General features: G+C 43.0%; 28 protein-coding genes, 1 tRNA gene, 1 other RNA gene and 1 pseudogene. 17 read left to right on the forward strand and 14 right to left on the reverse strand.

The genetic code is table 11. The features are described 5' to 3' along the window. Nucleotides 1-9 precede the first annotated feature (9 nt). The 6 genes from IH598_09370 to IH598_09395 form a co-directional block, all read right to left on the reverse strand. Complete coding sequence (locus IH598_09370; GenBank protein MBE0638719.1) at nucleotides 10-717, reverse strand: cysteine dioxygenase family protein; 708 nt, start codon at nucleotides 715-717, stop codon at nucleotides 10-12. A 15-nt stretch (nucleotides 718-732) separates the two neighbouring features. Next, on the reverse strand, nucleotides 733-1245 hold the full coding sequence (locus IH598_09375) for a DUF4833 domain-containing protein (protein ID MBE0638720.1): 513 nt from the start codon (nucleotides 1243-1245) through the stop codon (nucleotides 733-735). 3 nt (nucleotides 1246-1248) lie between these two features. Further along, complete coding sequence (locus IH598_09380) at nucleotides 1249-1809, reverse strand: peroxidase-related enzyme (protein ID MBE0638721.1); 561 nt, start codon at nucleotides 1807-1809, stop codon at nucleotides 1249-1251. Nucleotides 1810-1922: 113 nt separating this feature from the next. Then, nucleotides 1923-2360, reverse strand: a complete 438-nt coding sequence (locus tag IH598_09385) for a thioredoxin family protein (GenBank protein MBE0638722.1) — start codon at nucleotides 2358-2360, stop codon at nucleotides 1923-1925. A gap of 9 nt (nucleotides 2361-2369) precedes the next feature. Then, the gene (locus tag IH598_09390; GenBank protein ID MBE0638723.1) at nucleotides 2370-2936 is read right to left on the reverse strand and encodes a YceI family protein; all 567 of its coding nucleotides are present in this window, start codon (nucleotides 2934-2936) and stop codon (nucleotides 2370-2372) included. A 122-nt stretch (nucleotides 2937-3058) separates the two neighbouring features. After that, nucleotides 3059-3541 carry a hypothetical protein gene (locus IH598_09395; protein ID MBE0638724.1) on the reverse strand — a complete coding sequence of 161 codons (483 nt, stop codon included), beginning with the start codon at nucleotides 3539-3541 and terminating at the stop codon, nucleotides 3059-3061. Between the two features lie 44 nt (nucleotides 3542-3585). Between IH598_09395 and IH598_09400 the strand changes: the two genes are divergently transcribed. The 3 genes from IH598_09400 (at nucleotide 3586) to IH598_09410 (ending at nucleotide 4802) form a co-directional block, all read left to right on the forward strand. Beyond that, nucleotides 3586-3861, forward strand: a complete 276-nt coding sequence (locus IH598_09400; protein MBE0638725.1) for a hypothetical protein — start codon at nucleotides 3586-3588, stop codon at nucleotides 3859-3861. Nucleotides 3862-4043: 182 nt separating this feature from the next. Continuing rightward, nucleotides 4044-4271, forward strand: a complete 228-nt coding sequence (locus IH598_09405; protein ID MBE0638726.1) for a DUF433 domain-containing protein — start codon at nucleotides 4044-4046, stop codon at nucleotides 4269-4271. 237 nt (nucleotides 4272-4508) lie between these two features. Beyond that, complete coding sequence (locus tag IH598_09410; GenBank protein MBE0638727.1) at nucleotides 4509-4802, forward strand: DUF5615 family PIN-like protein; 294 nt, start codon at nucleotides 4509-4511, stop codon at nucleotides 4800-4802. A gap of 279 nt (nucleotides 4803-5081) precedes the next feature. On the opposite strand, the gene IH598_09415 is transcribed toward IH598_09410, so the two are convergent. From IH598_09415 to IH598_09430, 4 genes are all read right to left on the reverse strand, one after another. Then, entirely contained in the window at nucleotides 5082-6401 is a 1320-nt protein-coding gene (locus tag IH598_09415; protein MBE0638728.1) for a hypothetical protein, read from the reverse strand. Beyond that, nucleotides 6398-7144 carry a thioredoxin fold domain-containing protein gene (locus IH598_09420; GenBank protein MBE0638729.1) on the reverse strand — a complete coding sequence of 249 codons (747 nt, stop codon included), beginning with the start codon at nucleotides 7142-7144 and terminating at the stop codon, nucleotides 6398-6400. Before IH598_09420 ends, IH598_09415 begins: the two co-directional genes overlap by 4 nt. Nucleotides 7145-7270: 126 nt before the next feature. Beyond that, nucleotides 7271-7537, reverse strand: a complete 267-nt coding sequence (locus tag IH598_09425) for a hypothetical protein (GenBank protein ID MBE0638730.1) — start codon at nucleotides 7535-7537, stop codon at nucleotides 7271-7273. 5 nt (nucleotides 7538-7542) lie between these two features. Further along, a complete protein-coding gene (locus IH598_09430) occupies nucleotides 7543-8091 on the reverse strand; it encodes a sigma-70 family RNA polymerase sigma factor (protein MBE0638731.1) in 549 nt (182 codons plus the stop codon). A gap of 314 nt (nucleotides 8092-8405) precedes the next feature. Between IH598_09430 and IH598_09435 the strand changes: the two genes are divergently transcribed. From IH598_09435 to IH598_09485, 11 genes and pseudogenes are all read left to right on the forward strand, one after another. Continuing rightward, a complete protein-coding gene (locus IH598_09435) occupies nucleotides 8406-9287 on the forward strand; it encodes a hypothetical protein (protein ID MBE0638732.1) in 882 nt (293 codons plus the stop codon). Between the two features lie 370 nt (nucleotides 9288-9657). Further along, a pseudogene (locus IH598_09440) lies at nucleotides 9658-9893 on the forward strand (DUF4160 domain-containing protein). Further along, the gene (locus tag IH598_09445; GenBank protein MBE0638733.1) at nucleotides 9874-10137 is read left to right on the forward strand and encodes a DUF2442 domain-containing protein; all 264 of its coding nucleotides are present in this window, start codon (nucleotides 9874-9876) and stop codon (nucleotides 10135-10137) included. The pseudogene IH598_09440 and the gene IH598_09445 overlap by 20 nt, the downstream one beginning before the upstream one ends. Before the next feature lie 295 nt (nucleotides 10138-10432). Continuing rightward, nucleotides 10433-11377 carry a DMT family transporter gene (locus IH598_09450; GenBank protein ID MBE0638734.1) on the forward strand — a complete coding sequence of 315 codons (945 nt, stop codon included), beginning with the start codon at nucleotides 10433-10435 and terminating at the stop codon, nucleotides 11375-11377. 13 nt (nucleotides 11378-11390) lie between these two features. Then, nucleotides 11391-11803: RNase P RNA component class A (gene rnpB / locus IH598_09455), an RNA gene on the forward strand. A 341-nt stretch (nucleotides 11804-12144) separates the two neighbouring features. Next, nucleotides 12145-12480, forward strand: a complete 336-nt coding sequence (locus IH598_09460) for a winged helix-turn-helix transcriptional regulator (GenBank protein ID MBE0638735.1) — start codon at nucleotides 12145-12147, stop codon at nucleotides 12478-12480. Nucleotides 12481-12591: 111 nt separating this feature from the next. Then, nucleotides 12592-12825, forward strand: a complete 234-nt coding sequence (locus tag IH598_09465; GenBank protein ID MBE0638736.1) for a TM0996/MTH895 family glutaredoxin-like protein — start codon at nucleotides 12592-12594, stop codon at nucleotides 12823-12825. Between the two features lie 11 nt (nucleotides 12826-12836). Continuing rightward, the gene (locus IH598_09470) at nucleotides 12837-13247 is read left to right on the forward strand and encodes a hypothetical protein (protein MBE0638737.1); all 411 of its coding nucleotides are present in this window, start codon (nucleotides 12837-12839) and stop codon (nucleotides 13245-13247) included. 14 nt (nucleotides 13248-13261) lie between these two features. Further along, the gene (locus IH598_09475; protein MBE0638738.1) at nucleotides 13262-13972 is read left to right on the forward strand and encodes a sulfite exporter TauE/SafE family protein; all 711 of its coding nucleotides are present in this window, start codon (nucleotides 13262-13264) and stop codon (nucleotides 13970-13972) included. A gap of 20 nt (nucleotides 13973-13992) precedes the next feature. Then, nucleotides 13993-15309, forward strand: a complete 1317-nt coding sequence (locus tag IH598_09480; GenBank protein MBE0638739.1) for a permease — start codon at nucleotides 13993-13995, stop codon at nucleotides 15307-15309. 81 nt (nucleotides 15310-15390) lie between these two features. Next, a complete protein-coding gene (locus IH598_09485; GenBank protein ID MBE0638740.1) occupies nucleotides 15391-15795 on the forward strand; it encodes a hypothetical protein in 405 nt (134 codons plus the stop codon). Nucleotides 15796-15973: 178 nt separating this feature from the next. On the opposite strand, the gene IH598_09490 is transcribed toward IH598_09485, so the two are convergent. Together IH598_09490 and IH598_09495 are read right to left on the reverse strand one after the other, a co-directional pair. Then, nucleotides 15974-16046 (reverse strand) — tRNA-Gly (locus IH598_09490). 41 nt (nucleotides 16047-16087) lie between these two features. Beyond that, nucleotides 16088-16849 carry an NAD-dependent deacylase gene (locus tag IH598_09495; protein ID MBE0638741.1) on the reverse strand — a complete coding sequence of 254 codons (762 nt, stop codon included), beginning with the start codon at nucleotides 16847-16849 and terminating at the stop codon, nucleotides 16088-16090. A 436-nt stretch (nucleotides 16850-17285) separates the two neighbouring features. Here IH598_09495 and IH598_09500 point away from each other — a divergent pair, with 436 nt between their 5' ends. From IH598_09500 to IH598_09510, 3 genes are all read left to right on the forward strand, one after another. Next, complete coding sequence (locus tag IH598_09500; GenBank protein ID MBE0638742.1) at nucleotides 17286-17705, forward strand: GxxExxY protein; 420 nt, start codon at nucleotides 17286-17288, stop codon at nucleotides 17703-17705. A 363-nt stretch (nucleotides 17706-18068) separates the two neighbouring features. After that, on the forward strand, nucleotides 18069-19097 hold the full coding sequence (locus IH598_09505; protein ID MBE0638743.1) for an aldehyde reductase: 1029 nt from the start codon (nucleotides 18069-18071) through the stop codon (nucleotides 19095-19097). 546 nt (nucleotides 19098-19643) lie between these two features. Continuing rightward, a complete protein-coding gene (locus IH598_09510) occupies nucleotides 19644-20849 on the forward strand; it encodes an ATP-binding protein (protein MBE0638744.1) in 1206 nt (401 codons plus the stop codon). 52 nt (nucleotides 20850-20901) lie between these two features. On the opposite strand, the gene IH598_09515 is transcribed toward IH598_09510, so the two are convergent. Together IH598_09515 and IH598_09520 are read right to left on the reverse strand one after the other, a co-directional pair. Further along, complete coding sequence (locus IH598_09515; protein MBE0638745.1) at nucleotides 20902-25512, reverse strand: T9SS type A sorting domain-containing protein; 4611 nt, start codon at nucleotides 25510-25512, stop codon at nucleotides 20902-20904. A 42-nt stretch (nucleotides 25513-25554) separates the two neighbouring features. Next, complete coding sequence (locus tag IH598_09520; GenBank protein ID MBE0638746.1) at nucleotides 25555-25743, reverse strand: hypothetical protein; 189 nt, start codon at nucleotides 25741-25743, stop codon at nucleotides 25555-25557. Nucleotides 25744-25844 lie beyond the last annotated feature (101 nt).

The raw sequence follows: 25844 nt of genomic DNA on the forward strand, positions 1-25844 counted from the left end.
TTCATCTTTTTAATTGGCATCTTTTCCCGAAAGGATATGCTCCATATTCCTGATCATCTCCAGCCGGTTGTTCCGTTCGTAAAATGGTTTTATCAAGTCGAAGTAATCCGTAAGGGTTTCTTCATTTATCCCGGTAAATGGTTTTTCGCTCATCATCAGGCTTTTATCCAGATTCAGGTAGGCCGAGCCCATGGTAGTGGCCATTTTACCGAATTCCGGCAGAAAAACTGTTGATCCTTCTGAAACATCGCTTTCCTTATTGTTCGAACCATAAATATGCAAGGTAGTGAAACCGGTTTTTCCCGAATTACCCATGATATGGATCAGGTCACCGCAAACCGGAGCAGTGTAACCCTCACTGAAAGTATCCTTTTGTTTGAGCTTTAGATTGCTCCCATCAAAATCATACATCCTGTGAGTGGCCTCGCCAAAAAAGAACACGCAACCCCATTCGGTGTAACCATGATTGTGGATTGCAGTAAAATCGCCCGGCGCCCATGACATCAACATTACTTTAAAATTGCCATGATCGTAAATCACCCGACGACCATAGCTCTCCGTGCACGGATGATCGAATGTAGTAAAAGGCATAAATTCATTGTCACAAAGATTCTGAGAACGGATAATCTCTCTGATCAGGTTATTGTCCATTGTACCGGCATTTGCAATGTCTAAAATCAATGCTCTGACCGGTGCTTTAAGTTCGCTTAACTTCATCTATCAAAATATGAATTATGGATTAATGATTTCTGCAATTTCGGTGAGACATTCTGTTTTCCTGGCATGCAATTCAACCCTAGAAACTTTTGGAAACCAGAAACTACCTCCGTCAATTTGAACGAAAATCTTATCAACCTCAATTTCCGTTTCGCCGGCAAAAGTAAAAACCCTAAAGTTCCCATCTTTATTTTTACGCAAATAAAAACTTCTTTTGCTGTACGAAACAAATTGAAATTCAGCTTCTGTTGGGGTAATGGACAAGAAATGCAGTCCGTAAGCATATTTATTCTGGATCCATGTGAGCGACTCTGTTTTGTTGCCTTCCGTACGTTTCAGCCAATAAATGGTTATGGGATTTTCAGTGTTAAGGAAACCGTTCTTATCGGGATTTACTGTGTAAAAGATTTCGTTGGCATCCCTGCTGCGGGTAATCCTGAAGAGCACTTCTTCGTCTCGGGATGGCGACAATCCTGATGTCATCAGTCCGGATAACAGAAAAGCTGATAGGATATAAATTCTTTTCATTTTCTAATACTTGTAACCTGTTCCTTTATTTTTTTCCAATTCAAGACCCAATGCCAAAACGATCCGGTTGACAAAGTTGAAATAAGCAACCACAAGAGTGGCGTCAAGGATGGCGATATCCCCAAGGCCTGCATGACGAAGTTTTTGTGTAAAATCGTTTTTGTGCGACATCTTTGGCTCAGTGGTAAGTTCGTGTGCGTACAAACAAAGTGCAAGCTCTCTGTCAATCAGATTCACTTTTCGAAAATCAACTTTCATTAATTCCACTTTTGCAGTGTTCTTCCAATAATGCAGCAGCGCCTGGGCATGATGGGTGATGCAATACTCACATCCGTTAGCTGCCGAAACCACCACAGCCATCATCTCCCTTTCGGCACGCGAGAGCTCCGACTTTGAGAACATAATTTCCATGTAAAGGTCAATGTGCTTCACAATGCTCTCCGGCCGCAGGCTTTGGATGGTATGCACACCGGCCAGCTGGCCACGTTTCGAAATCAACCCGTCATAAATCTCCTTCAGCCTGCCGTCGGCTTCATCGTAAGAAATGACTTTGATCCTGCTCATTGAATGTTCGGTTAAAGATGCGTAATGGGTTGAATTTCAATCATGCTTTAAAGAGGGCAAAGGTATAATTATTGTTCTATCCCTTTGTCCTCTTCATTCCTTAAATGATATTTTCAGTTCATGCTTTTGGCTAAATCAAGAAATTCGTCTGGTTTATGGTAACCGGATGTTTGCTTTGCCAGGGTTCCGTCAGGCATGATAAAAACAAAGGTTGGATACCCCCTGACTCCGTATTTTTTAGCCAATGCTATTCCTTCACCTTTTTCAGCGTCAAATGACACATTCACAAAATTGGCGTTGTAATATTGACCTACATCCGGATCGGTGTAAACTTTGGATTTCATCCGTTTACAGTAGCCGCACCAGGCGGTGGAAAGATCGAGGAAAATGGGTTTGTTCTCAGCTTTAGCCAAAGCCTGTGCTTCTTCCCAATTTCCTTCAAAGAACTGAATTCCGGTGTTGCTTTCATTCGGCGAATCGCCGCCGGGAAACCGGGCAGCAGTGAGGATGACCATCACTGCTGCAAAAAGGATTACTGTTATCTTTTTCATTTGCCCGTTTTATTCTGGTTGGTATTCAGCCTTTAAAGTCACTTCAACGGTTTTGGCAATGTTGGAAGATGGTTTTCCCTTTACGAAGGTTACCCCATAATCTGCCAGCGTAATGCTGAATTTGCTTTCCACTTCTATCGTGTTTCCTTTTACCGTGATCGTCCCCTGCTCTTTGATGGGCCTGGTTACTCCTTTTATGGTCAGTTCGCCCTCAACAGTTGCCTGATAAGCACCGTCACCGTCGAAATTGATGTCCTGAAGGTTAGTGATTTTTCCTTTCAGGCTGGCTTTTGGAAACTGTTTGGTATCGAGGAAATCCTCCTGGTTGAAATGTTTCTGCATCAACGATTTTTCAAATTCAAAACCTTGCATGGGCACAGCGAAAATTACATCCCCGGTTGCAGGATTGAGGTTGCTCACTGCAGCATAGTTGTTTGCTTCGATATCCTCAACCGGAGTGGTAGAGTAGAATTTGATATGTGTATTGGAGCTGACGAATTTGCCCGCCGGAGGCGTAAAAGCAGAAAGTGTAAAAACCAATGCGGTGATACTTAATAAAATGCTTGCTTTTTTCATGATTTTAATGTTTAATGATTTACTAATAAATGAATTATAATTTGATTATTTGATAAAATTCTTTGATCTTGATACCCCATCCCCAACTCAATCCAACAATGCCGAACGTGCGGCAACAACCCTTACCTACCGACCACATCGCATTGTTCAAGGACAACATTTTCATACAGGTCGAAATCTGAATCGTAACTGGCGCCTGAGCGGATAACCCCCTTAATACTTGCTTTTTGACCGATGGCCAGTTTGGCTGCTCGCTCGCCGGCTTCAGGCAGAAAAGCGCAATGCACGCCGGCTTTGTCGCTTTCCGATTTTAACAGCAGCACTTTTCGCCCGCTGAAATCCTCGGTGATTTTTGCTACAATTCCGGTAACTTCAAGGATCTTTGAGTTTCCATCGGCAGCGAGGTACTTTTCGTTGGCCATGGCTGCATCGGTGAGGTACTCGTTCACAATTTGAGATGCATTGACAGCAAAATCTGTTTTCTCCGATTGTACGTTTCTGTGCGGCATATTGAACATATAATAAACCACTCCCGATCCGATCAGCACTCCGGCAATTGCCACGATTGCGGCTATCTTGATGATTTTTTTCTTATTGAATGACATGATTTTTAGTCTTCGTTGATTAAAGTAAATTTGATTTCGGATAAATGGTCGCAGGAAATTGGATTCCTGACAGCAGAGCAAAAATTATTTCGGAAGGATTTGTTGACCGACTCAAAATCGTCAGAAAGTCACCCGGTGAATTCTTTCAAACACCCACCAAACTTGCAGTTTCCGTAGCACGTTGGTTTGATTCACCGGGTGACTGGCAAACCTGGGAGACACCCGGTGAATTCTTTCAATCACCCACCAGACTTTCAATTTTCGTGGCTCTTTGGTTTGATTCACCGGGTGACTGGCAAACCTGGGAGTCACCTGGGTGAATTGCTTCAATCACCCACCAGACTTTCAATTTTCGTGGCTCTTTGTTTTGATTCACCGGATGATTATAAATGATTGTGTTTTAACTGGTAATAGTTTGCTTAAAAAAGAAATGGCCCAATGAAGCAGAAAACCATTTTATCCAAATTTTCGATGTAGTTTTGGAAAGTCAAAAAAAATAATCATGAACAGAATTGTTTCGAATTCGGAAATTTTAGGTGGGAAACCGGTTATCAGGGGAACGAGATTATCGGTTGATTTCATTCTCAATATGCTGGCATCAGGTGTTTCAGAAAAAGAAATACTGGATGACTATCAACATATTACTATTGAAGATATCCATGCCTGCCTTGCATTTGCAGCGAATGCCCTAAGAAATGACATCTACCTGGAACTTGAAAAAGTAAAATGAAAGCCTCTGCCATCCAAATACTTACCGATGAAAACATTTCCCCTAAGGTTGTGAAATTTCTCAGGAGTCTCGGAATTGATGTATTGGCCCAATTAATTCCAAAATTTACGTCAAATTATCTGTGTTCAAATTTCGACTAAGAAAAGCTAAGGTTTTGCTTCACTTCGTTCCCAAAACCTAATCTTTTCTAAGTCGGGGTTAACCTGCATGACATCACACATTTACAAAAAGACTTGAATATGCAGGTTAAACACCAAAGAGGAGAAATGGCATGGAGCAGAAGATCGGTTTCTACTTGAAAAAGCATTGGGATTAAAAAGATTTGTTTTGACTCATGATTCCGATTTTGGAAATTTGATCATAAATGCGGGCCAGAAATTTTATGGTATTATCTATCTCCGTTTAAAATCTCAGCATGTGAAAAATGTGATTGAAGTACTGGAGAAGTTTTTTAGAATCGAATTGGATATCAAAGACAGTCAAATTATTGTTGTGACAGAAGATAAAATTAGGGTAAGAAATGTCACATGAGGTTAGTGTACAGCCAGCCAGTAAAGTTTATCATGTAATGATTTTAGGTTCAGCCCGCTAAGTTAAGGAAATCGGAAAGTCACCCGGTGAATTCGCTCAACCGCTCATTAAAATTGCTACTTCAGTGGCACGTTGGTTTGATATACCGGGTGACTGGAAAACCCGAGAAGTCACCCGGTGAATTCTTTCTACCATCCACCAAACTTGCAATTTCCGTAACACGTTGGTTTGATTCACCGGGTGACTGGAGAAGGGTGACTCAGGCAGCGCATTCATCCACTAAAACAACATCGCCGACCCTACATAAAGCCCGCCGGCGCCATCCTGAGGATTGAGGGGGAAGCCATAATTGACGGTAATGATATTGTTTTTATTGAAGACGATATAAAGTCCGGCGCCAATCGTGTGATGGGGGCGCTGTTTCTCAGTATTGAAAAAGAAACTATAAGATTCACCGGGTACACCTGAGAGGTCGGTTTTATGGGTTTGGGTGATGTAGGCCATGTCGTAAAACCCTGAAATGCTGGTAAAAAATTCTTGTTTGAGCAGGCTGAAATTCCAGATATTGAACTTTGTCTCGAAATTTCCAAGCAAAAATCCATCGGCTACTACCCGGTTACGCATGGCGCCGCGAAGGTTGTATGCCCCGCCTATTCCATCCTGGCTCAGACGACCGTCAAAATGAGTGGGTAGCATGTAAAAGGGGATATCCCCCCAAAGTTTCGACTGGCTGCTGGCTCTGAACGAAAAAGTAATATTGTCGTTCATCACGCTTTTATGTTGCCGGTAAGTAAGCACCAGCTTTGCAAAAGCATGATCGCTCATCATACCGGGAGAAATCACCATAAAGCTCTCAGCCCAGATTCCGTTGGTGCAAAAGCAATGTTCATTGCGCGTGTCGTAGATCAAACCCAGGGTAAACAAATTGATATTTCCTCCTGATTGTTCCTCTTCGGGCAGGATTCCCCAAGTGGTGTATTGCTCAAACAGCGTCGGAACTTCAATTTCAGGGGAGGGATTATCGGAAGAGGTATCTATCTCAACATCTTTGGCATTGATGTCAAATTGGTTGAAAGAGAAGCCTGTGAGCAACCGCAGTTGATTTCCTGCAAGATTTCGCTGAAGATCGAGCCTGATACGAAGCAGTTTTCGTTCATGGGCATAATAAAAACGATTGACAAAAGAACTGCTTTCCGGGTCGGTTAATGCTTTATGATAAACCGCATTTTGCCCGTTGAATCCGAAAAAGTCCATCTTTTCATCCCGCAGGTAACTGGCCTCAAACATCACTCTGGTATTTCGGAGCAGTGAAGTGCTTTCGAGCAACGCCTGGGCGTTGAGTGTTCCTTTGGTAGTATTGGTGAGTTTGATATACAGATACTGGTCAAAGTCAGGGGATTGTTTTGTTTTACCGTAATCAAACAGGTTGATCACAGCGCCATATTTTATCCCCAGATCGGAGTCGTACGAAAGTACCGGAATAGCGCCAAAGCCATACTGCCGGTGCTTTTTTTCGGACGAATTGGGTGAAATGGAATCAGCTTGCCCCATCAGTAATGAAGTAGCCAAAGTCAAAAATATGACGATTACCCATTTCATTTTTCGCTGCTTACATTGTTGTTGGTCATGTACGATTTAAAAACATTTTCCAGCTCATTTCTGTCAGTCAGCCCCTCCTTCGAAAAGATAATCTCGCTGTTTTGCAGCAGCACAAAGTAAGGAACACTTGCAATTTTGAGCGCCTTCACCAATTTTTTACTAGCGTCAGCATTAATTTTCACGATTTGAATGTGTTCGTGGTACTCAATTGCAAGGCTGTCAATCATTGGCATCATCTGGCGGCAGGGGGCGCACCATGGGGCGTAAAAGTCAATAAACACCGGTTTGTCCGAATTTAGCAGGGCGGCATACTCATCAGGTTCCATTTTGTTTTCACCATCAGCAAGGGCGCCGGGTTCAACGATAACCGGATAATCAAGAAGATTCCATTCCATGATGCCGCGTTCGAGGTTGTAAACTTCGGTGTATCCGTTCGAAACAAGAATTTCTGCGGCTCTTTTGCTGCGCCATCCGGTGTTACAATAAAGATAAACCGGTTGATTTTTTGGCAGGAGTAAAAGTTTTTGCCTGAAATCCATCGCGTAATAATTCAGTTGGCCTGAGCCTTCAATATGTCCGTTTGAAAATTCTGACGTTGTGCGCACATCGAGGAGTGAGCCATTTTGTTTGTTGATCAGTTTCCGGAAGTCTGGTGAATTTACATGCGTAACATCGGTGTTTTGTGCCTCGCATGACACAAATACCAACATGAGCAGCAGCGCTAAAAGGGTGTTTCTAAACATGAAAATTAATTTTGTTGAGACATTAGTATGGTAAATCGGCGTAACCTGACAAATGGACGGTCAATTTGTACCAAACCATTTTTACAAAAGTCCAAAAACGTTTTAAAAATCAAATACAGATTGGGTTTATTTAGAACTACCGGAAAACTGATGAATAATTTTTTCTTTAGCTTCTTTCAGTTCTGAATCAATCAGCTCTTTGTGAAGACTGGCGGCTATTGCTTTTTCGAGGAAAGCGCTTTGGTTTTCATAACACTTGCAGGCATCACACATTATAGTGTGTATTCTGAGCTGCATTTTTTCCTTGCGCGATAGTTTGAAATGAAAGTTTTTCTCAATCAATTCAGTTGCTTTAATGCAGGAAAGAAATAAAATGTGTATCAACTTTTTCATGCGCTCTAATTTTTAAACCATTTATTATCAATGCAATCTCTAAGCTGAAGTTTAGCCCGGTGTACGATTTGCCAGAAATTGGTCGGGGTGATACCCACTTCCTGACAAATTTCTTCGCCGCTTTTTCCTGAGAGGTATTTCAGCTTTACGCATAAGTTCCATGTTTCGGGCAAAGCATCGAGGCATAGCTTTAACACTCCGGCGAAATCATCCTGGTCGAGGAGGTGGCTGTCTTCGTGCCAGTTCTGAGGAGCGCGTTCTTTTTTCCACGAACTGTCGTCCTCGAAAAATGTTGAAAAAGAGCTGCTTTCAGTGAGAACGGGCTGGTGCACCTTTTTGCGGTAATAGTCAATGATTTTATGATTCAGGATGGAGAAAAGCCACGTTTTGGCTGAACTCTCACCCTTGAACGTTTCATGCTTTTCCACCGCAACCAGGAAAGTCTCCTGCACCAGGTCTTCGGCTATTTGTGTTGATGAAGTCTTGTGGTAAGCCCACTTCAGCATTTCGTCAGTGTATAGGGCAACCCAATCCTTCAAAAGTTTTTTATCCATGAGGTTGTTAGATTTTTGGCAAACTTAACAATTCTTCTTTTGTTTGGTTTTGATTTATAAAGCACTGATTTGTTATTTTGTGTCGGCAATAAAACAACTTAATTTGATTTTCAACGATTTTTTTACCCCACCCTTCCCATAGGGATCCCTTCGGGAAAAGGGAGTAAATCGTTGAAAATCATTGCTCCCTTCAGGGTTGGGGTAAACAATGATTTTCAACAAATAGAGTCTTCTTGTCGATACTATTTAGTATATTGAATCTCGGTATTGCTTTTCTTTGCAAAATGTTATCAATATAATTTCAACCCGGATAAATGCACTTCATTAACAAATATCGTAAGGGAATGCCACTCCCAAAGAAGATGCTCGAGGATACAATGTATCGTATCTATTGGCTGATCAATTATTTCAAAAATGGAAAGCAAATCAAAACGGCGTTGTTTTATCCCCAGTTTCCGAGTAAAAGTACTGTGCTGCACAAAGCCTTTCGCTATTTGAACTTCAATATTACCAACAATCCGGAAAAGATTCATTCTGTAGCGATTTTCTGGTACGACTGGACTTTCAGTGAGCCGGACGGCAAAGTTTTAGAATTAGCTAAAACAAAAAAAGTGGTGAACCTTCATTGCAACGACATCTCCAAAAGTTATGTGGATGAAGTATTCAATAAAATATTTGGGTATTCCAGCCTGGTTGATTGCACAAACTACACTGGCCTGATGGTTAAAAAGAACGAGATCAATGCCGTGCACGATGGGGAAATTGTTCAGGGGCCGGTTGCCAGGGAGCAAGGTTTTGTTTATCAGAAATTGATCAATAATGTTGTCGGGGGCAAATTTGTGGCCGACATGCGGGTTCCGGTCATTGGCGGGAAAATCCCACTGGTATTTGTCAAGTACAAAACCCTTGAAACCCGCTTTGGGTTGTTTAAAAGATTTCATCACCGCTTGAAGAATGCTGAAGTGCATCCTCCGGACAAGCTTTTTTCGGCAGATGAGATCGAAAAAATCATCCTTTTCTGTAACGAATTCGGTCTTGATTATGGCGAAGTGGATGTGCTGCGCGATCTGGACGATGGCAGGATTTACCTGATTGATGTCAACAACACCCCAACCGGGCCGCCATACCTGGATAAGAAGGCAAAAAAAGAAGCATTGCAGGCAATGGCCAGTGCGTTTGCGGAGGCTTTTATTTAGTGCCAGCAAGAAAACTCTTAATGTAGAAAATCATTGTTTACCCCAACCCTCCCGAAGTCTCGGGATAAATTCCGGGAGCAATGATTTTCAACGATTTACTCCCTTTAGGGTGGGGAAAGGAAATCGTTGAAAATTTATTTTAAGGAGTTTTCTTGCTGGCACTATTTAACCAAATCATCAACAATTTCATGGCTAAATTTGTGTTGTTTGTCCAGGAAATGAATCTGCATTTGCCATGAGCCCATTTTCTTTTGGTTCGGAAAAGAGCTTGAAAATTCAGACTATTGGCTTGTTTGTGAACTGATCAACTGAATAATTTGTTGATGTACAAAAACTTTTAAAACGTATTTTTGCAGAAAAACTATTAATAATGCCGGAAGTTTTCAGAAAGCTTGGTTTTGTCTTTTAATTTTTTTCCAATGAGGGGCAAGAACCTATGCATATTCATGTAAGGAAGGCGGAGGTTTTGCGAAGTTTTGGGTCGAGCCTGTTGAACTTGATTTTGCTCAGGGGTTGAAAATAAAAGACCTGAAGATTGCCGAAGAGTTAGTTATAGAAAATATCGAATTGATTAAAGAAAAATGGTATGAAGTACATGGTAGCTGAATTGATTTTCATTGCGAAAAAGGCATGGTATGAAAATGGAATGATCTGTATCTTACTTGAAGATTCAAGAGAAATTCGTTTTCCTGTACGATTGAATGAACGTTTAAAAAATGCTACTCCTGAGGCACTAAACAATATCGAAATTATTTGTGCTGGCGCCGGATTGCACTGGCCTGAGCTTGACGAAGATCTGTCTTTAATTGGAATCATGGAAGGGCGTTACGGGATAAAAGCGAAGGAGTGATTTTCTTCTTCATAGTATTAGTAATCATTTCATTATTATTCCAATCACAACTCTTTTTCCGCCCAAAACCCCTAAGTGAAACTTCTTTTTCTATCTGCTATGATTTTGCTGTTCAATATTTCACCCCGCAGAACCATCACAAAACTTTGGGTATGGCGGGGAATAAAATTCAAAAAGAAGGATTTCTGGCCATTGCTAATAACTGAATAAGAATTTGCACGATCAACTATTTCTATCGTAGTCTTTTGTCTTAAATGACCTGTAGTTCAATTAATTTTTAATCAACATTTTCAAGATGCCTGTTTCCAAATCGCTCACTTCCAACCTGCTATTGCTGCTAACTGCGATTATTTGGGGATTTGCCTTTGTGGCGCAGCGCGCTGGCATGGAGCATGTCGGGCCGTTTACTTTTAATGGAATCAGGTTTTTGCTGGGATGTGTCACCTTATTGCCACTGCTGTATTTTCAGGGGAAAACTGTAAATCGCAAAGGTTTAGCAGAAGGAAAATGGAGTCGGGATGATGTTGCCGGTGGGTTATTGGCCGGATTGGTCATGTTTATGGCTGTAAGTTTGCAGCAAATAGGGATAGTCCATACAACAGCGGGCAAGGCTGGTTTTATCACAGGATTGTATGTAATTTTGGTTCCGGTTGTTGGGATTTTCATCAGGCAAAAAACATCCATCACTGTTTGGGCTGGCGCTGTGGTTGCAGCCATTGGTCTTTATTTCCTGAGTATTACAGAAAATTTTACCCTTGCCATGGGTGATTCATTTGTTCTGATCAGTGGGTTGTTTTTCACCTTTCACATCCTGATAATCGGAAAATTTTCGGCCAGAGCAAACATTATCAGGTTGTCGGTATTACAGTTTTTCGTCTGTGCGGTGTTGAGCCTTGTTGCTGCCTTTGCTACTGAAACCATTGAGCTTTCAGGAGTTACTGATGCTGTCATTCCCATACTCTATGGGGGAATCTTTTCCGTTGGAATAGCTTACACCCTGCAGGTTGCCGGACAAAAACACGCCCATCCGTCAGCAGCCTCCATCATCCTAAGCCTTGAATCGTTGTTTGCAGTTATCGGAGGCTGGCTCATTTTGAATGAGCTGATGACTGCCAGGAACCTTTTCGGTTGCGCACTGATGCTTTCGGGGATGATTATGGCGCAGTTGCGCTTTGGTAGTAAAGCATCAGCAATTGGTTTACCCGCCAGTCAGGAAATCCAGTCTGATAATTTGCAGTAACTTTGCCGCATAAGCAGCAGCCTGTTCTGTCGCTGCTTTTGCTTTCGGGCAAAAGGAGAGGAAAGTCGGGACAACGCAGAGCGCCATACTTCCTAACGGGAAGGTCCCGCTCATACGGGAACAGCCAGTGCCACAGAAAATTACCGCTGATGTCGGTTCTTCCGGCAGGCAAGGGTGAAAACGTGAGGTAAGAGCTCACGCGTTGCGTTGGCGACATCGCACCGGGGTAAACCTTATGGGTTGAAAGGCCATGTATATCGCGGCTCCACTACAGTGGAATACAGGCTGCTCGTCGAAATGCCGGAACTCCGGCATGCCGTGAGGGGTAGGTCGTTAGAGCCATGCTGCAAAGCCTGGCCCAGATAAATGACAGAAACTCCCGCTTCGGCGGGATGACAGAATCCCGCTTACAGGGCTGCTGCTTTTTTTTATTGGGAAAATGGGGGAATGGAAAAATGGAGTGATGGACTGGTGGAATAATGGAATGATGGAGTGATGCTTGCCCGACCCCGACGAAGGAGGGGGCGGGGAGTGATGTGAAGAAAGCCCCGAGGCACGAGGGGATTGCAGCCCTTTACCGGTTGATTGGCGATAATGATGGATCCAAAACCTGTCAGTGTGCAATCCCGCACGTACGGGACTGACAGGGTTTTGTGATAACAAGAAAAAACAGGAAATTACAAAGTACACAACAACAATGACAACCCGATGCCGCAAGCGCGGCAGCAACCTGACAACAATGACAACATTTAATTATCCGCGAACCCATGACCAAACAGACTGAACAAATTTTTACCCCAACCCAGGATGAACTTTCCAAATTGGCCAAAGCTATGAGCCATCCGGTTCGAATTTATGTTCTCGAACTTTTATCCAAACAATCCTGCTGCTACAGCGGCGATCTTTCAGAGGAACTTCCAATTGCCAAATCCACATTATCGCAGCATTTGAAAGAATTGAAAAAGGCAAATCTTATTCAGGGAGAAATCGAGCCTCCAAAAATCAAGTATTGCCTTAACCGGGAGACCTGGGAGCAGGCGCATCAGCTTTTTCACGGACTTTTTGGGAGCCAAGTGAATTCATCATCCTGTGAACCTGAATAGAATTTCTGTTGGTAGATTCGGATAAAAAATCCTCCAAAAATTTGCTTTTACAAAATATTCGTTACTTTTGTTCGTAAATTAACGAACAATAATTTTTAAAACTTAAGCAAAATGGATATTAAAGTATTGGGCACCGGTTGCACAAAGTGTAAAAACCTTGAAAAAGTTGTGCGCGATATGGTCGAAACCATGGGAATTGAAGCCCGGGTGTCAAAAGTTGAAGATATCATGGATATTATGGCTTATGGCATAGCCACCACACCAGCACTTGTGATTGACGGAAAAGTAGTCATGAAGGGGCGCGTTCCGTCGAATGATGAAATCAGGAAATTATTAACCCAATAAATAACAGAACGATGAATAAATTTTTCTTTATTCCGGTTATGCTACTGATGTTGATGCCGGATTTGTACCTACAGGCTCAGGTAACTATCAGCCAGTCAAAAGACAAAGATATTGTTGAGGTTTATTATTTCCATCTTACCCGGCGCTGTATGAGTTGCAAAACGGTTGAAGCTGAGACTGAAAAGGCCATTAATGAATATTTCCCCGAAAAGGTCAAAGATGGGACAATTATTTACAAAGTGCTTAACCTTGAAGAGGGTGACAATGAAAAGGTGGCTGAGAGCCTGGGAGTTTCGGGGCAGACATTGCTGGTAAAACATGGGGATAAACAGGCTGACATTACCAACAAAGCCTTCATGAACACAAGCAATCCCGAACGGCTGAGGAAGCAGGTGAAAGCGGGAATTGAAAGCGTCCTTTAGAAAAATCAATCTTCATGCAGGAGTTCCTTTATAACCTTTACGACAGCGCGCAGTTGCCGTTCATCTCCGCTTTGGCGCTCGGCCTCATGACAGCCATCAGTCCATGCCCGTTGGCCACCAATTTAACAGCCATTGGTTTTATCAGCAAAGACCTTGAAGATCGCCGGAAGGTATTTCTGAACGGCATCATTTACACGCTTGGCCGGGCGATTTCATATACATTCATCGGTTTGCTTTTTTACTTCTTCGCCGATCAGCTAAATTTCCTGCAAACAGGAATTGTTATTTGGGGTGAGAAGATTGTCGGCCCTTTGCTGGTGTTAATCGGCATTTTTATGCTCGATGTAATTAAAATAAATTTTCCGGGCATGGGCAAATTCAGCGAAAAGATGGAGGAAAGAAGCCGGTCAGGGTGGTGGGGAGTGCTGCTGCTTGGGATTGTATTTGCCTTGGCTTTTTGTCCTTACAGCGGTGTGCTTTACTTTGGCGCATTAATCCCGCTTACCATCAGCAGTCCGGGAGGAATGTACCTCCCTGTTGTTTTTGCCCTCGCAACCGGTATTCCGGTGATCATCTTTGCATGGTTCCTCGCCTTCTCAATCGGTAAGGTAGGCGCGATGTATAACAAGATCAGGACTTTTGAAAAAGGGTTCCGGAAGGTGATAGCTGTGCTGTTCATCCTGGCCGGAATTTACCTGATCTACATGACCTATTTTGGAAGTTAACTTTTAAAATCAAATCACTGATGGAGCTAAACAAAGAGTTGAAATTCCTGTTCTGGATCATTTTTTTCTTTCTGCTGGCTTTTTTTATGCCATTGGAAAATGTCAATTTCAGACAGGCGGTTGATGCCACGCTCGACCTTACCCGATGGTATGCGCAGGAGCATGTGATATTGTGTTTATTGCCGGCTTTTTTTATTGCCGGGGTGATTTCTATCTTTGTGAGCCAGGCGGCAGTGCTGAAGTATTTTGGAGCAAAAGCCAAAAAGTGGGTAGCCTATTCAGTGGCTTCGGTTTCAGGTACCATTCTGGCCGTTTGCAGTTGCACGATTTTGCCGCTGTTTTCAAGTATTTATAAACGCGGTGCAGGATTAGGGCCTGCCATTGCTTTTCTGTATTCAGGTCCGGCGATAAATATTTTAGCCATCATTCTTACTGCCCGCATTTTGGGGTTTGAAATGGGATTGGCCAGGGTGATTGGCGCCGTGGTATTCGCAGTGGTTATAGGATCTGCCATGGCACTTATTTACCGGAAAGAAGAAAAAGCCAAGGCAGCAGAACAAGTCAACTTTCCGGATGTACCGGAAAAAAGACCATTTTGGCAAACCTCGCTGCACTTCTTCACCCTCGTACTGATCCTGGTTTTTGCCAACTGGGGCAAGCCTGGTGAAGGGGTCACTGATGGCGCCTGGTACTTGATATGGTCAAACAAATGGCTGATCACCGCTGCCTTTGGGTTGGTGTTGATGTATTCATTGATTTTTATCCTGAGAATAAAATGGCAATGGGTAGCTATTGCAGCTCTCGCGACTGCAATTTCAGGGTTTCTAACTCCGAATCCATTGGTTCCAATGGTAGTTGCCATTACCGGATTGAGTGTGATTACCCTCTTTGACAAAAAGGATGATGACAATCGCGAGTGGACCATTTCTTCATGGGATTTTGCTAAGCAGATCATGCCGCTTCTCGCTCTGGGTGTGATTGTCGCAGGGTTTCTGCTTGGGTCAACCCACGATGAAACCCAGATTCCGGGCATTATTCCGGGTCAATGGATTTCGAGGCTTGTAGGCGGAAATTCAGTCTTTTCCAATTTCTTCGCTTCGGTGGTAGGAGCGTTTATGTATTTTGCCACACTCACCGAAGTACCTATTCTGCAGGGGCTGTTAGCATCGGGGATGGGGAAAGGCCCTGCCCTGGCTTTACTTTTAGCCGGTCCTTCGTTATCACTTCCAAATATTCTTGTCATCCAATCAGTGATAGGTACACAAAAGACAACAGTTTATGTATCACTTGTTATTGTTATGGCAACTATTTCCGGATTGATTTTTGGTGCAATTTGATTAATCATGTTATTAAAATGGTAATTTCCAACCTACAATCGCTTTGTTTTGATACTTTTGTCACACTAAAATCTTATTCCAATGAAAAAAATCCTTTTTCCATTCCTCTTTGTAGCCCTTGCGTTTCAATTGAATTCATGTATTGACGATGAAACCAACCCTGATGGAGATCCCCGGGAAGCATTCCTTGGTACCTGGGTGGTTGATGAATCCTGTGTGCGGCTCAATTACGAGGTAGAAATCGAAGCCGCTGCTGGTAACGATACAAAGGTACTGCTCTACAATTTTGCATTGACAGGAGAAGACTACCCCCCTGCTGAGGGATATGTAACTGGTAGCACGATAAATATTCCTGAGCAAACGATTGGCGATAATTGGAAGATCGACGGTTACGGAACCCTGCAGTCAAACGGTAAAATACTTTGGTCCTACTCACTTGAAATTGCTGGCGACTCTTCCAATTGTGAAGCTGAATATTCGAAATAACAACAGAATGCTTTTTTGTGGAGTAAATGAACCCAATTTGCGAAATGAAATGAGGCTGTCTCACAAGGTCAGCCTCTTTTTTTTGTTGCTTATTTTTTTGCAAAATTTGTTTACACCATGTTTACACCAAAAAGAAACAGGGAGTTAACTGTTTTAGATAACTCCCTGATTTACTTCGAGCGGTAAATGGGGTTCGAACCCACGACCCTCAGCTTGGGAAGCTGATGCTCTACCAACTGAGCTACTACCGCGTGTAACTGCCGGCAAAATTAATCGAAATTTAGTTTCACTGTCATTGTGATTTGATTTTTTCCACTTTTTCAAGGATAATTTTCATCACTTCACCAGCCTTGCCTTCCAGATGGATGTCGGTGATGTGGTTTGTGTAACGCGAGGTTTCAGGATTTACTTCGATGACAACGGCATCGTTGCGTTTGGCGATACCCGGAATCTGATTGGCTGGAGAAACCTCACCCGTTGAGCCGATGATCAGGAACACATCGCAACTTTCGGCAGCTTCGATGGAAGCGTTGTAAGCATCCATCGGAATCCTTTCGCCGAAGAAAATGAAATCGGGCTTTAATAGATTTCCACATTTCTGACAGGATGGCGGTAGTGTTTCTAGCGAAACCTCAAAGGCGTGATAATGCGCGCTGCATCGGGTGCAGACAAGTCGCTGCGAGTTCCCGTGAAACTCATGGACAATAGTATTTCCGGCAGCCTGGTGCAGGTTGTCAATGTTTTGAGTGATCACTGATTTTAACAAACCCAATTTTTCAAACCGCACCAAAGCCTGATGGGCAATGTTGGGCTGCGCTTTCCCGAAGAAGTCATAGAAAATCTCCTTGATCACTTTCCATGAATCGAGTGGATTCCGGAAAAAATAATCCAGCTCAAGTACTTCAGGATTATACCTACTCCAAAGTCCGTCGGCGCCACGAAACGGTGGAATACCACTTTCGACCGAAATTCCTGCACCGGTAAAAGCTACCAGGTGATTTGCATTCGCAATATGAATAGCTGCTTCAGCTATTTTTTTATCCAGGTTTACCATATTCTTAAATATATCCATTCGACGGGCAAAGATAGATTTTTCCGGAGCGAAGCTATTACCTGCCAGAAAATTCCTGAAATTCTTTATTATTTTGATTCTTAGAGTCTTGGTGGCAAAAAGAAAAAGTTGCCACTCACCAAGTGATGCCTTTGGCAAAAGGCTCAATGACACAAAGATTCACTAAGTTTATGAAGGAAGAAGGTTAAATGGGCAGTGCAAGACAAAATTTCATGTAAATTTGTTTTCTTTACAAAATTTCGAAATTTTTTCAAAATGATAGTTATGGATACCGTCAAGAAAACTTGGAGCCTTTGTGCCTTCTGCCACAGGCATCACCTTGTGAGTGGCAAAATGGAATGGCCACAAAGACTCTAAGACACAAAGTTGAAAACATAGGGCTTAAGTTCCTTTGAAAGCTAACTATAAAACACAATCAATGGAAAACAAGAAAAGTCAAAGAGCATATTTACCGCTAACTCCGGAGGAGGAGGCTGTTGGAAAAGCCGTCGTAAATGCCGCTTATGTGGTACACAAAGAGCTTGGACCCGGACTGCTTGAGAAAGTTTATGAGGTTTGTTTTTGTCACGAACTGCGAAAGGCGGGGTTTGAAGTAAAAAGACAACTTGATATTCCAATCACTTTTGATGGGATAATATTTGATGAAGGATTGAGATTGGATGTACTTGTCAATAATCTGGTAATTTGCGAGTTGAAAGCTCTGGATAATGTGAATCCGGTTTGGGAGGCACAACTGCTCAGCCATTTAAAACTTACTGGGAAAAGGTTGGGCTACTTGATCAATTTCAATGTGCCTCTGATCAAAAACGGCATTAAGAGAAGGATTTCAAAATATTAGCCCTATTTAGTGGTTTTAATAGCCACAAAGACGCAAAGGCACAAAGAAAAAACTTAGTGTCTTCGTGCCTTCGTGCCTTCGTGGCATAAATTAAATGGCCACAAAGACGCAAAGGCACAAAGAGGAAAACTTAGTGTCTTCGTGCCTTCGTGGCAAAAATAAAAATTCAAGAATTTACAGAAAATAAACAGAATCATGCAAATATTTTTGGTTACCGGTTTAGATTTTTCAGTTTGATGAACCAAGTTAGATTTTTCCGGTTCGAAGTTGTATTTGTAATCATGTTTTCTCTATGAACTATTAATCGGATATTGATGTTATTACTACTGCTTAAATCAATTAATCTAACATTCATAAATAATCATGCAAACATATTTGGTTACCGGCGCTTCAGGATACATCGCATCATGGATAGTGAAATTCCTACTGGAACAGGGAGAGAAGGTTCACGGAACAATAAGAAGTCTTAAAAACAAAGAAAAGATCATCCATCTGATCGAATTGCAACAAAAGTACCCCGGGCAATTGTCCCTTTTTGAAGCCGATTTGCTCAACATGGGGAGTTTCCGCGAAGCAATGAAAGGATGCAACATTATCCTCCACACGGCTTCTCCATTCGTAATTGCAAAAATTAAAGATGCTCAGCGGGAGCTGATCCAGCCAGCACTGGAGGGAACACGCAATGTGCTCACTCTGGCCAATGAATTTCCGGAAGTAAGAAGGATCGTCGTCACCAGCAGTGTAGCCGCAATTTACAGCGATGCAGCCGACATCAACAAAACGAAAAACAACATGTTTACAGAAGAGCACTGGAACACCAAAAGCAATGCGAAGCATAATCCCTACCAATATTCCAAAACCATTGCGGAGCGTGAAGCCTGGAAGATTGCCGGAGAACAGCAGCAATGGAAATTGACCACCATCAACCCCGGTTTTGTGATGGGGCCTTCGCTGTCGCAAAGAGTTGACTCGACCAGCGTGGATATGATGCGCTCGATTATCAACGGCAAGTACAAAAGCGGCGTACCCGATCTCTACTTTGGTGTGGTGGATGTCAGGGACGTGGCAAAAGCCCATATCCTTGCTGCGACCAATGCAAACGCAACCGGCCGCCATATCTGTGTAAGCACCACTTTGTCGCTGCTGGAAATGGCCAAAATCCTGAGGGAAAAGTATCCCAACCTGCCCATTCCAAAATCGGCAGCACCCAAAATTCTCCTTTATATCGCCGGGCCGTTGATGGGTTTCTCCTGGAAATTTATCAACCTGAATGTCGGGATAAAATACAGTTTCGATAATTCAAAGAGCATCGGTTTGGGAGTAAAATACACGCCCATTCAAAAAACCCTTACCGATCATGCAATGCAGCTGGTGGAAGATGGGTTGGTGTAACTCGATTTTCAAATTTGACTCATTTTCCTAAAATTACTTCCCATGATAAGGGTTGTCTATGATAGGTTTAAAATTTGTCGGATAAACCCGACATATTTATGATAATTTGTCAGATTCGAACTTCAATTTACAAATTCTTTGTGATGAATTTTCAACGCGATGGATTTCTCAAAATACAGAGTATCTAACCATTATCATTGAAAAGTCACGCTACCACGTAAATTGCAGCAGGTCTCAGTAACGGTAGTCCTTTTCAAAAAAAAACCCGCCCGTTTCGGGGCAGGGGTCGTTACCTAACGTTACGAGAATTTTTCAGGCACCATTTCTTTAACACTTGATTGGATAGTTTCAGCCAACGTAAGAGATTGAGTGGTTTGGCTAATTGTATAAAAATCAATACCTGTACAATAAAATGGCAGGGAAATATTCAACCAATGTTGATTTTGCAATTGCAATGATTTAATCCTGGTGTTTTTAATCGTATGTTCCCAGCTTTTCACTGGTAAGATAAAATATTTTATTTTTGTAAAATAAATTATCGCAACTATGTTAAAATCAACTATTCTGGAGGTAATTGATCTTCAAAAGGAGAGAAATGAGGTGGCCGAACCCGGAATTAGCCGTGAACTGCTGTCAGAAATTTCATTAACCGGCGGTCATATCAAAATCATCAGCGGGATAAGACGATGTGGCAAAAGCACGCTGATGCGCCAGCTTATTGGCGAAGACTCAAACTGCTTATTCCTCAACTTTGAAGACCCAAAACTTACAGGTTTCGATCTGAAAGACTTTAATCGTCTCGATGAAATAATTAAAGAACAAGGCCTGAGAAACATCTATTTTGATGAGATTCAGATCGTGCCCGAATGGGAGCGGTACATCAGGGCTTTGCATGATGAAGATTATGCGGTTTTTCTTACAGGTTCGAATGCATCCATGTTGAGCATCGAGTTGGGGACAAAGTTAACTGGAAGGTACATCCCAAAAGAATTGTTACCGTTTTCGTACCGTGAGTTTTTAACTTTCTCCAACCAGGTGGCCTCGGCAGATTCGGCAGTTGATTTCCTTTGCAGGGGCGGATTTCCTGAATATCTTAAATATGGAGATGAAGACATTTTGCATCAGATACTTTACGATATTATTTACCGGGATATTTCGGTAAGATATCAGGTTAAAAGACACGAAACCTTAAAGCAGTTGGCGATTTATCTGATTACCAATGTTTCAAAAACCTTGTCATACAATCAATTACGAAAGACATTTGAGCTGGGTTCAGCAACAACCGCAATTGATTTTTTATCCTATTTCCAAAACAGCTACCTCTTGTTTGCTATCCCCTTATTTGATTTTTCGCTGAAGAAGCAAATTTATAATCCAAAAAAAGTGTACGCTATTGATACCGGTTTGGCCGGCGCCAATTCACTTTCCTTTTCAAAAGATACGGGCCGGAAACTTGAAAATGCAGTGTTTTTGCATCTTCGCAGAGATCATGACAGGATATTTTACTTTGGCGCGTCAGGCGAGTGTGATTTTGTGGTTCAGGATGAGGGGCCGGTTTTCCGATGTTTTCAGGTTTGTTCCCGCCTGGATGAGGAAAATCTGACAAGAGAAATAAAAGGCATCACAGAAGCAATGAATTATACAGGAACAAGCTCAGGGAATATCATTACCCTCGATCAGGAAGATGAGTTTGAAAAGGATGGGCTGGTGATTCATGCAATTCCCTTCTGGAAATGGGCAGGGACGGAATAAAAAACCCCGCCCGTTTCGGGGCAGGGTTTTTACCTAACGTTTATGAGAAAATTTATTTGACAACCAGTTTCCTTGTTTCAGATAATTCGGTGGTGCGGATGTTTACAAAATAAACTCCGGGGGCAAGGTGGCTGATATTCAACGCGGTATTGTTGCTGAATGATTCTCTGGCAACAGCTACACCTTTGTTATCGTAGATTTCCACTGTGATGGTTTGATCATTAGCTCCGTTTATAGATAAGTTTAGAACATCACGGGCTGGGTTGGGAAACATCCGGACGGATGATGCTGAGAATTGATCAATTCCGGTTTGCAGCAGGGTTACATTGGTTACCGCTGAAACAGAATTGGTGAGGAATGTGCCGGATGCATTGTCCACAGATTGGTCGTATTCAACCTCTAAATCAATTACCTCTCCGGTTTCAGCGCGCAGCAATTTAAAGATGATGGATTCACCGGCTGCAAAGCCATTCTTTTCCAGGGTAGTAAAATCGTTACCAAACAAAGTGATGGTTTGGTTTTGGCTGTTGGAATTGATTTGCACATAGCCCCAAATCTTACCTGATTCATCAAAAGCGCCGATCATATCACCTGCATTGAAATCAACAAGCGAATTAGCAAGGAAAACGACTGACTGGGTGTAAGGGGTCATTTTGATTGTTCCCCATCCTGTTTCCATCGAATTGAATGATTGTGCAGGAGTGAAATTGCTTTTGAGTCCGCCACATTCCGGGAAGGTTACAGTTACCGCATTGGCTAACTTGATTTTGTAAGCTTTGCCCGGCTCAAAAGTTTCGAGCGTGTAAACTTCAAACTGAGGCCAGAATATCTGTGTGCCGATCAGCTCCTGTATGATAACCACCTCATTCAGGTTACCGCCAAACATCTCCATCACATCAGCCGGACATTCAGAAAGTACCGGCAGATAGCTCCAGCCGGCAGGTATCGTCATTGTTCCTGAAACATAATCTGCCCCGCCAATCATAAACTCAACATCTTCGGTCACTTTGGCCACGTAGCCTGAATTGCTGTTCCAGTTGCCGATGGTGTTAACACCTTGTTGAGGCCAATACATCGTAGTCAGGTTGCTGAGTATGGTCAGGTTGCTGACAATGGGGGCAAACAGATCTTCCACGGCAGGAGTAAACGGAACAATGTAACTGGACATGCTGTTCCATCCCTGATTTAGTATAAAGTATTGAATATAAGCGGCTTTTAGACTTGTGAGCATGGAGATTCCCAGGCTTTGGAAATTTCCCTGGCTGGGCTGGTTGGGATCATAAGTAGCTATTGCGGTAAATTCTTCGGGATTTCCGCATCGGCTCAATCTCCAGTGGAAAGGTTCACCGGAATCAAATCCGTCTTTTTCGGGAGTTGTGGGGTCATCTGCATAGGCCATAAATCCAACATTACCGGTTCCGGTCCATTGAATGGCGCCGCCGCAGGTTTCTTCACCGTCGTCGTTGAGGAAGAAAACACCAATCCAGTCGTAGGGCGCAAGCGGTTCTCCAAAGATTTCAGGCGCAGCATCAACGGGAATGATAATGATGTGCTGGCTGCCGGTAACAGCGTAATTCCAGGGACTTAAACATGGAAGCGCATTGACGGTAATTGTCCAGTCCTGCGTGTTGCCGGCTTCGGCGGTAACGGTGTAAACAACCGGGTTGGTAAAGTCGTTCGGGGTTACCGCACTCACCTGAGTGACGGTTCCTACCATGGCAGATGCTCCATCAGATAAGGTAAAAGTAGCGACCAGATCAGAAAGATTTGCATTCTCAAGAACTTCAAGGGTTATTGACGATGTAACAGGATCAATTTGCCCGTTTACATCATTAAACAATGATGGGTTTTCTTCAGTATTAAAAGAAAAAGACAAGATGTTTGCTATTATACTTGGCGGACAATTGGCCGTTGCCGATTGCTCGATATAGTATTGTGTACCGGCGCCGGTAAAAAGCTGATTTCCTTCACCATCCAGCAATTCCCATGAGTGTTCTGCATTATATAGTCCATCACCGTAATAAATGAAAGTTATCAAATCTCCTTCTTCGGCATAAACCGGTAATTCATAGACCACCCCTGCCGGTTTGGTGATATAATCATAATATAGTACCCAGTTAATGTAAACCTGAGCCCAATCGCCAAACCAACCATCGTTGTACTGCGAGTATAAAGTCAATTTATGCCTGCAACCATCGTAAACATCTATAACCCTTGAAATTGTATTGTTTTCCAGGTTGCCATCGCCACCCGGATCGGAAACAGTAAGTACCACGTCATAAGCGCCTGCAACAGCAGGTGTCCAGTCGGGGAAAACCAAATCGGTTTCCTGAATTGAACCGAGGTTGGTAACACTTAATGTTTCGCTGTAATCGTCCCCGATCTCAACGGTAACATCGAAAGATGCGGCGCTCAATCCGTAATTTCCGACTTTCACATTCACAGGTGTTGTTTCACCCACGCCAAATCTATCTTTTACCACTTCCGGGGTTTCCACATAAAAGGCCACGGCATCTACTTCCTCAAGCACCAGCGGATCTTTAATGGCAAAACCCGAAATCCATGTTTCCAGATTGTTTGTAAGGGAAGTGAATAAACCGGTGGTAATATCGTAGTAACCATAACGGTCGTCACCCAATCCATGGGCATAGGAATAAAGCCGGTTCAAAGTTGGTTCGTAGCTTAATGCCTGAAAGTTATCTGCGTTGAAACCAATTGGCCCAATCACAGTCTTTGTTCCCGTTGCCGGATCAATCTTTACAAGCTGTTCGGCACTAATATCAATAGAATACAAATAACCATCCGGAAGGAACTCGAGGCCTAATGTACGGTCAAGAATAAGACTCGTTCCACTGATCTCAGTCATTTCAAGGGTGCCCAGATCAATGGTGCATAAAGACTTCCACAATGAAGTTGGATTGATTACTATCATATACATGGTGGATGTTGCCGCATCATAAGCCATACTCATTGGTATAACCGATGCTCCGTTAAGCAACAGCGGCCCGATCGGAACCTCAATGCCATTGTCAGTTTTGATAATCAGACGATTATTATGTCCGTCAGCAACATAACACACACCATTAACAAAAGTTGCATCCACTTCTTTCGGATAGGTAAAAGAAGGATCAACGGTATTATCGGCAATGAAGGTCTGTTTCCCTGTAATCACATCTACGCTTACAAACTCCAGTTCGTTAAAGTTGTTGGCATAAGCGCTTTTAGTATAAACAAACGGCCCTAACAGTTCGCCATTGGATACCCCCGTTCCGCCATTGCCGATGTCATTTACAGCAGTTACGCGGTAAGCATAAAATCCAAATGCCGGCAGGGTGTTATCAATAAAAGGCTGAGTACCCGACCAGTTGTTAGCCAGCACCGTGCTGTCGGGCATTCGGACAAGTGTGTACCCGGTTGCACCAGTAAAATATCCTCCGTTTAATCCTTCCGTAGGTTCATCCCAGGTGATTTCTGCGTCATTGCCATTATTTACCGGTATTAAAAGTACATTGGCAGGTGCTGCGGGAACGTCCTCTCCTACATAAACCGTTACAGTAGTTTTTGGGCTGTTGCCGTTGCTGTTGGTAGCGAAAATTTCATATTGATACACCCCAGGCTGGGTGGGAGTATCGGTAAAGGTTTCTGCGGCACCGATAACGGGAGAAGTGTTTTCGTGAATCAAAACATCATTGCGGTATATGGAAACAGAAGACAATGAAGGAAGCGGACTCCCCGATTGCGTTATTGAAGGGTTGGTCCATGCCAGTTCGGCAGACAAAGCGCCCATGGCTGCCGGTGTAACCGCGAAATCATCAATGACCTCGGGAGCTTCTGGAGAGCCAACATAACCGAAAACAGTGAAGGGCGCTCCCTGCTTGTAAATTATGCCACCCAGACTGGACCAGGTAGTTCCATTGTTAAATGTAGTTATTGCATTCCCGGTAATGGGCTGTCCGGTAATGGTAACAGGGATTATAGCTGCAGGGCCATATCCGGCAGAGCCTTCAATAGTATAATCAATCCAATAGGTTCCGGGCTGAAGTTCCAGACCGGGAGTTCTGCAATCAACCACCATGACGGGGCGATTGGTCTGTGTCAGGTTATTGCCCCGGTAACAATTCGCCCATTCGGTGTTGATAAGCCTGCTGGTAACCAGGTTGCCCCAAATGACAGTTCCCCCTGCATTGGGCGCAGCGCTCCATACCTGTATGTAAGCATTTTGGATCGGTGAAGGAGAGGTAGGGGAAGTTGACTGGTATGCGTACAATCGAATAACATCAATCGCCCAACTGTCAGTACCACTAACCACTAAATCATCCGACATTCGGTAATTGGGCCAGTTCACCTGATAGCCAGCCTGCTGATATGGCGCATTGGTAAAGGAGAAGTCAGCCCCTCCCACACCCCCGCCGGGATGGGTTACGAATGGGCCGTTATCAAAAAGTTTACTAATTCCTCTTGTGCCGGTTTGCTCTTTAGGCAATTCTGAATGTTTTGGCAACACGCCGGGCGCCATTTTAGTAGCTTGAGGTGTAATGCCATACTGCCGCATGATCCTTATTATCTCATCATCATCGGGCAACGTTGTTTCCTGAGAAAATGATACAGCACTGATGAGCATTAAAAACACCAGTACAAAACCTGTTAATGTAAATCTTTTCATAAATTGAAATGTTTAGTTATTAATAAAAAGTGAATGATTAATCTATTTATTGTCATCATTGTCTGAAACCGGCTTACTAAAGCGTTGAATGATTCCTTGCAGAACCCTTGTTTCTTCAGTGATCTTTGAAATGATCTCCTCCTGGTCGGGGGTTGCGTCATTGTTTTTTGAGCTTAACCTGATTTTTGGCACTCTGCCTCCTTTTGTTGCTGCTTTTTTACTTTTTGCCATGGCATTGAAATTTTTGCCAAAAGTAGGGTCGGCTTCTTCCTGCGCCAAATTTTGGGGTATATCAATTCTATTACAAGTGTAGAAAAAGGATAGTACAATTC

The organism is Bacteroidales bacterium, assembly GCA_014860585.1.
Classification (GTDB): Bacteria; Bacteroidota; Bacteroidia; order Bacteroidales; family 4484-276; genus RZYY01.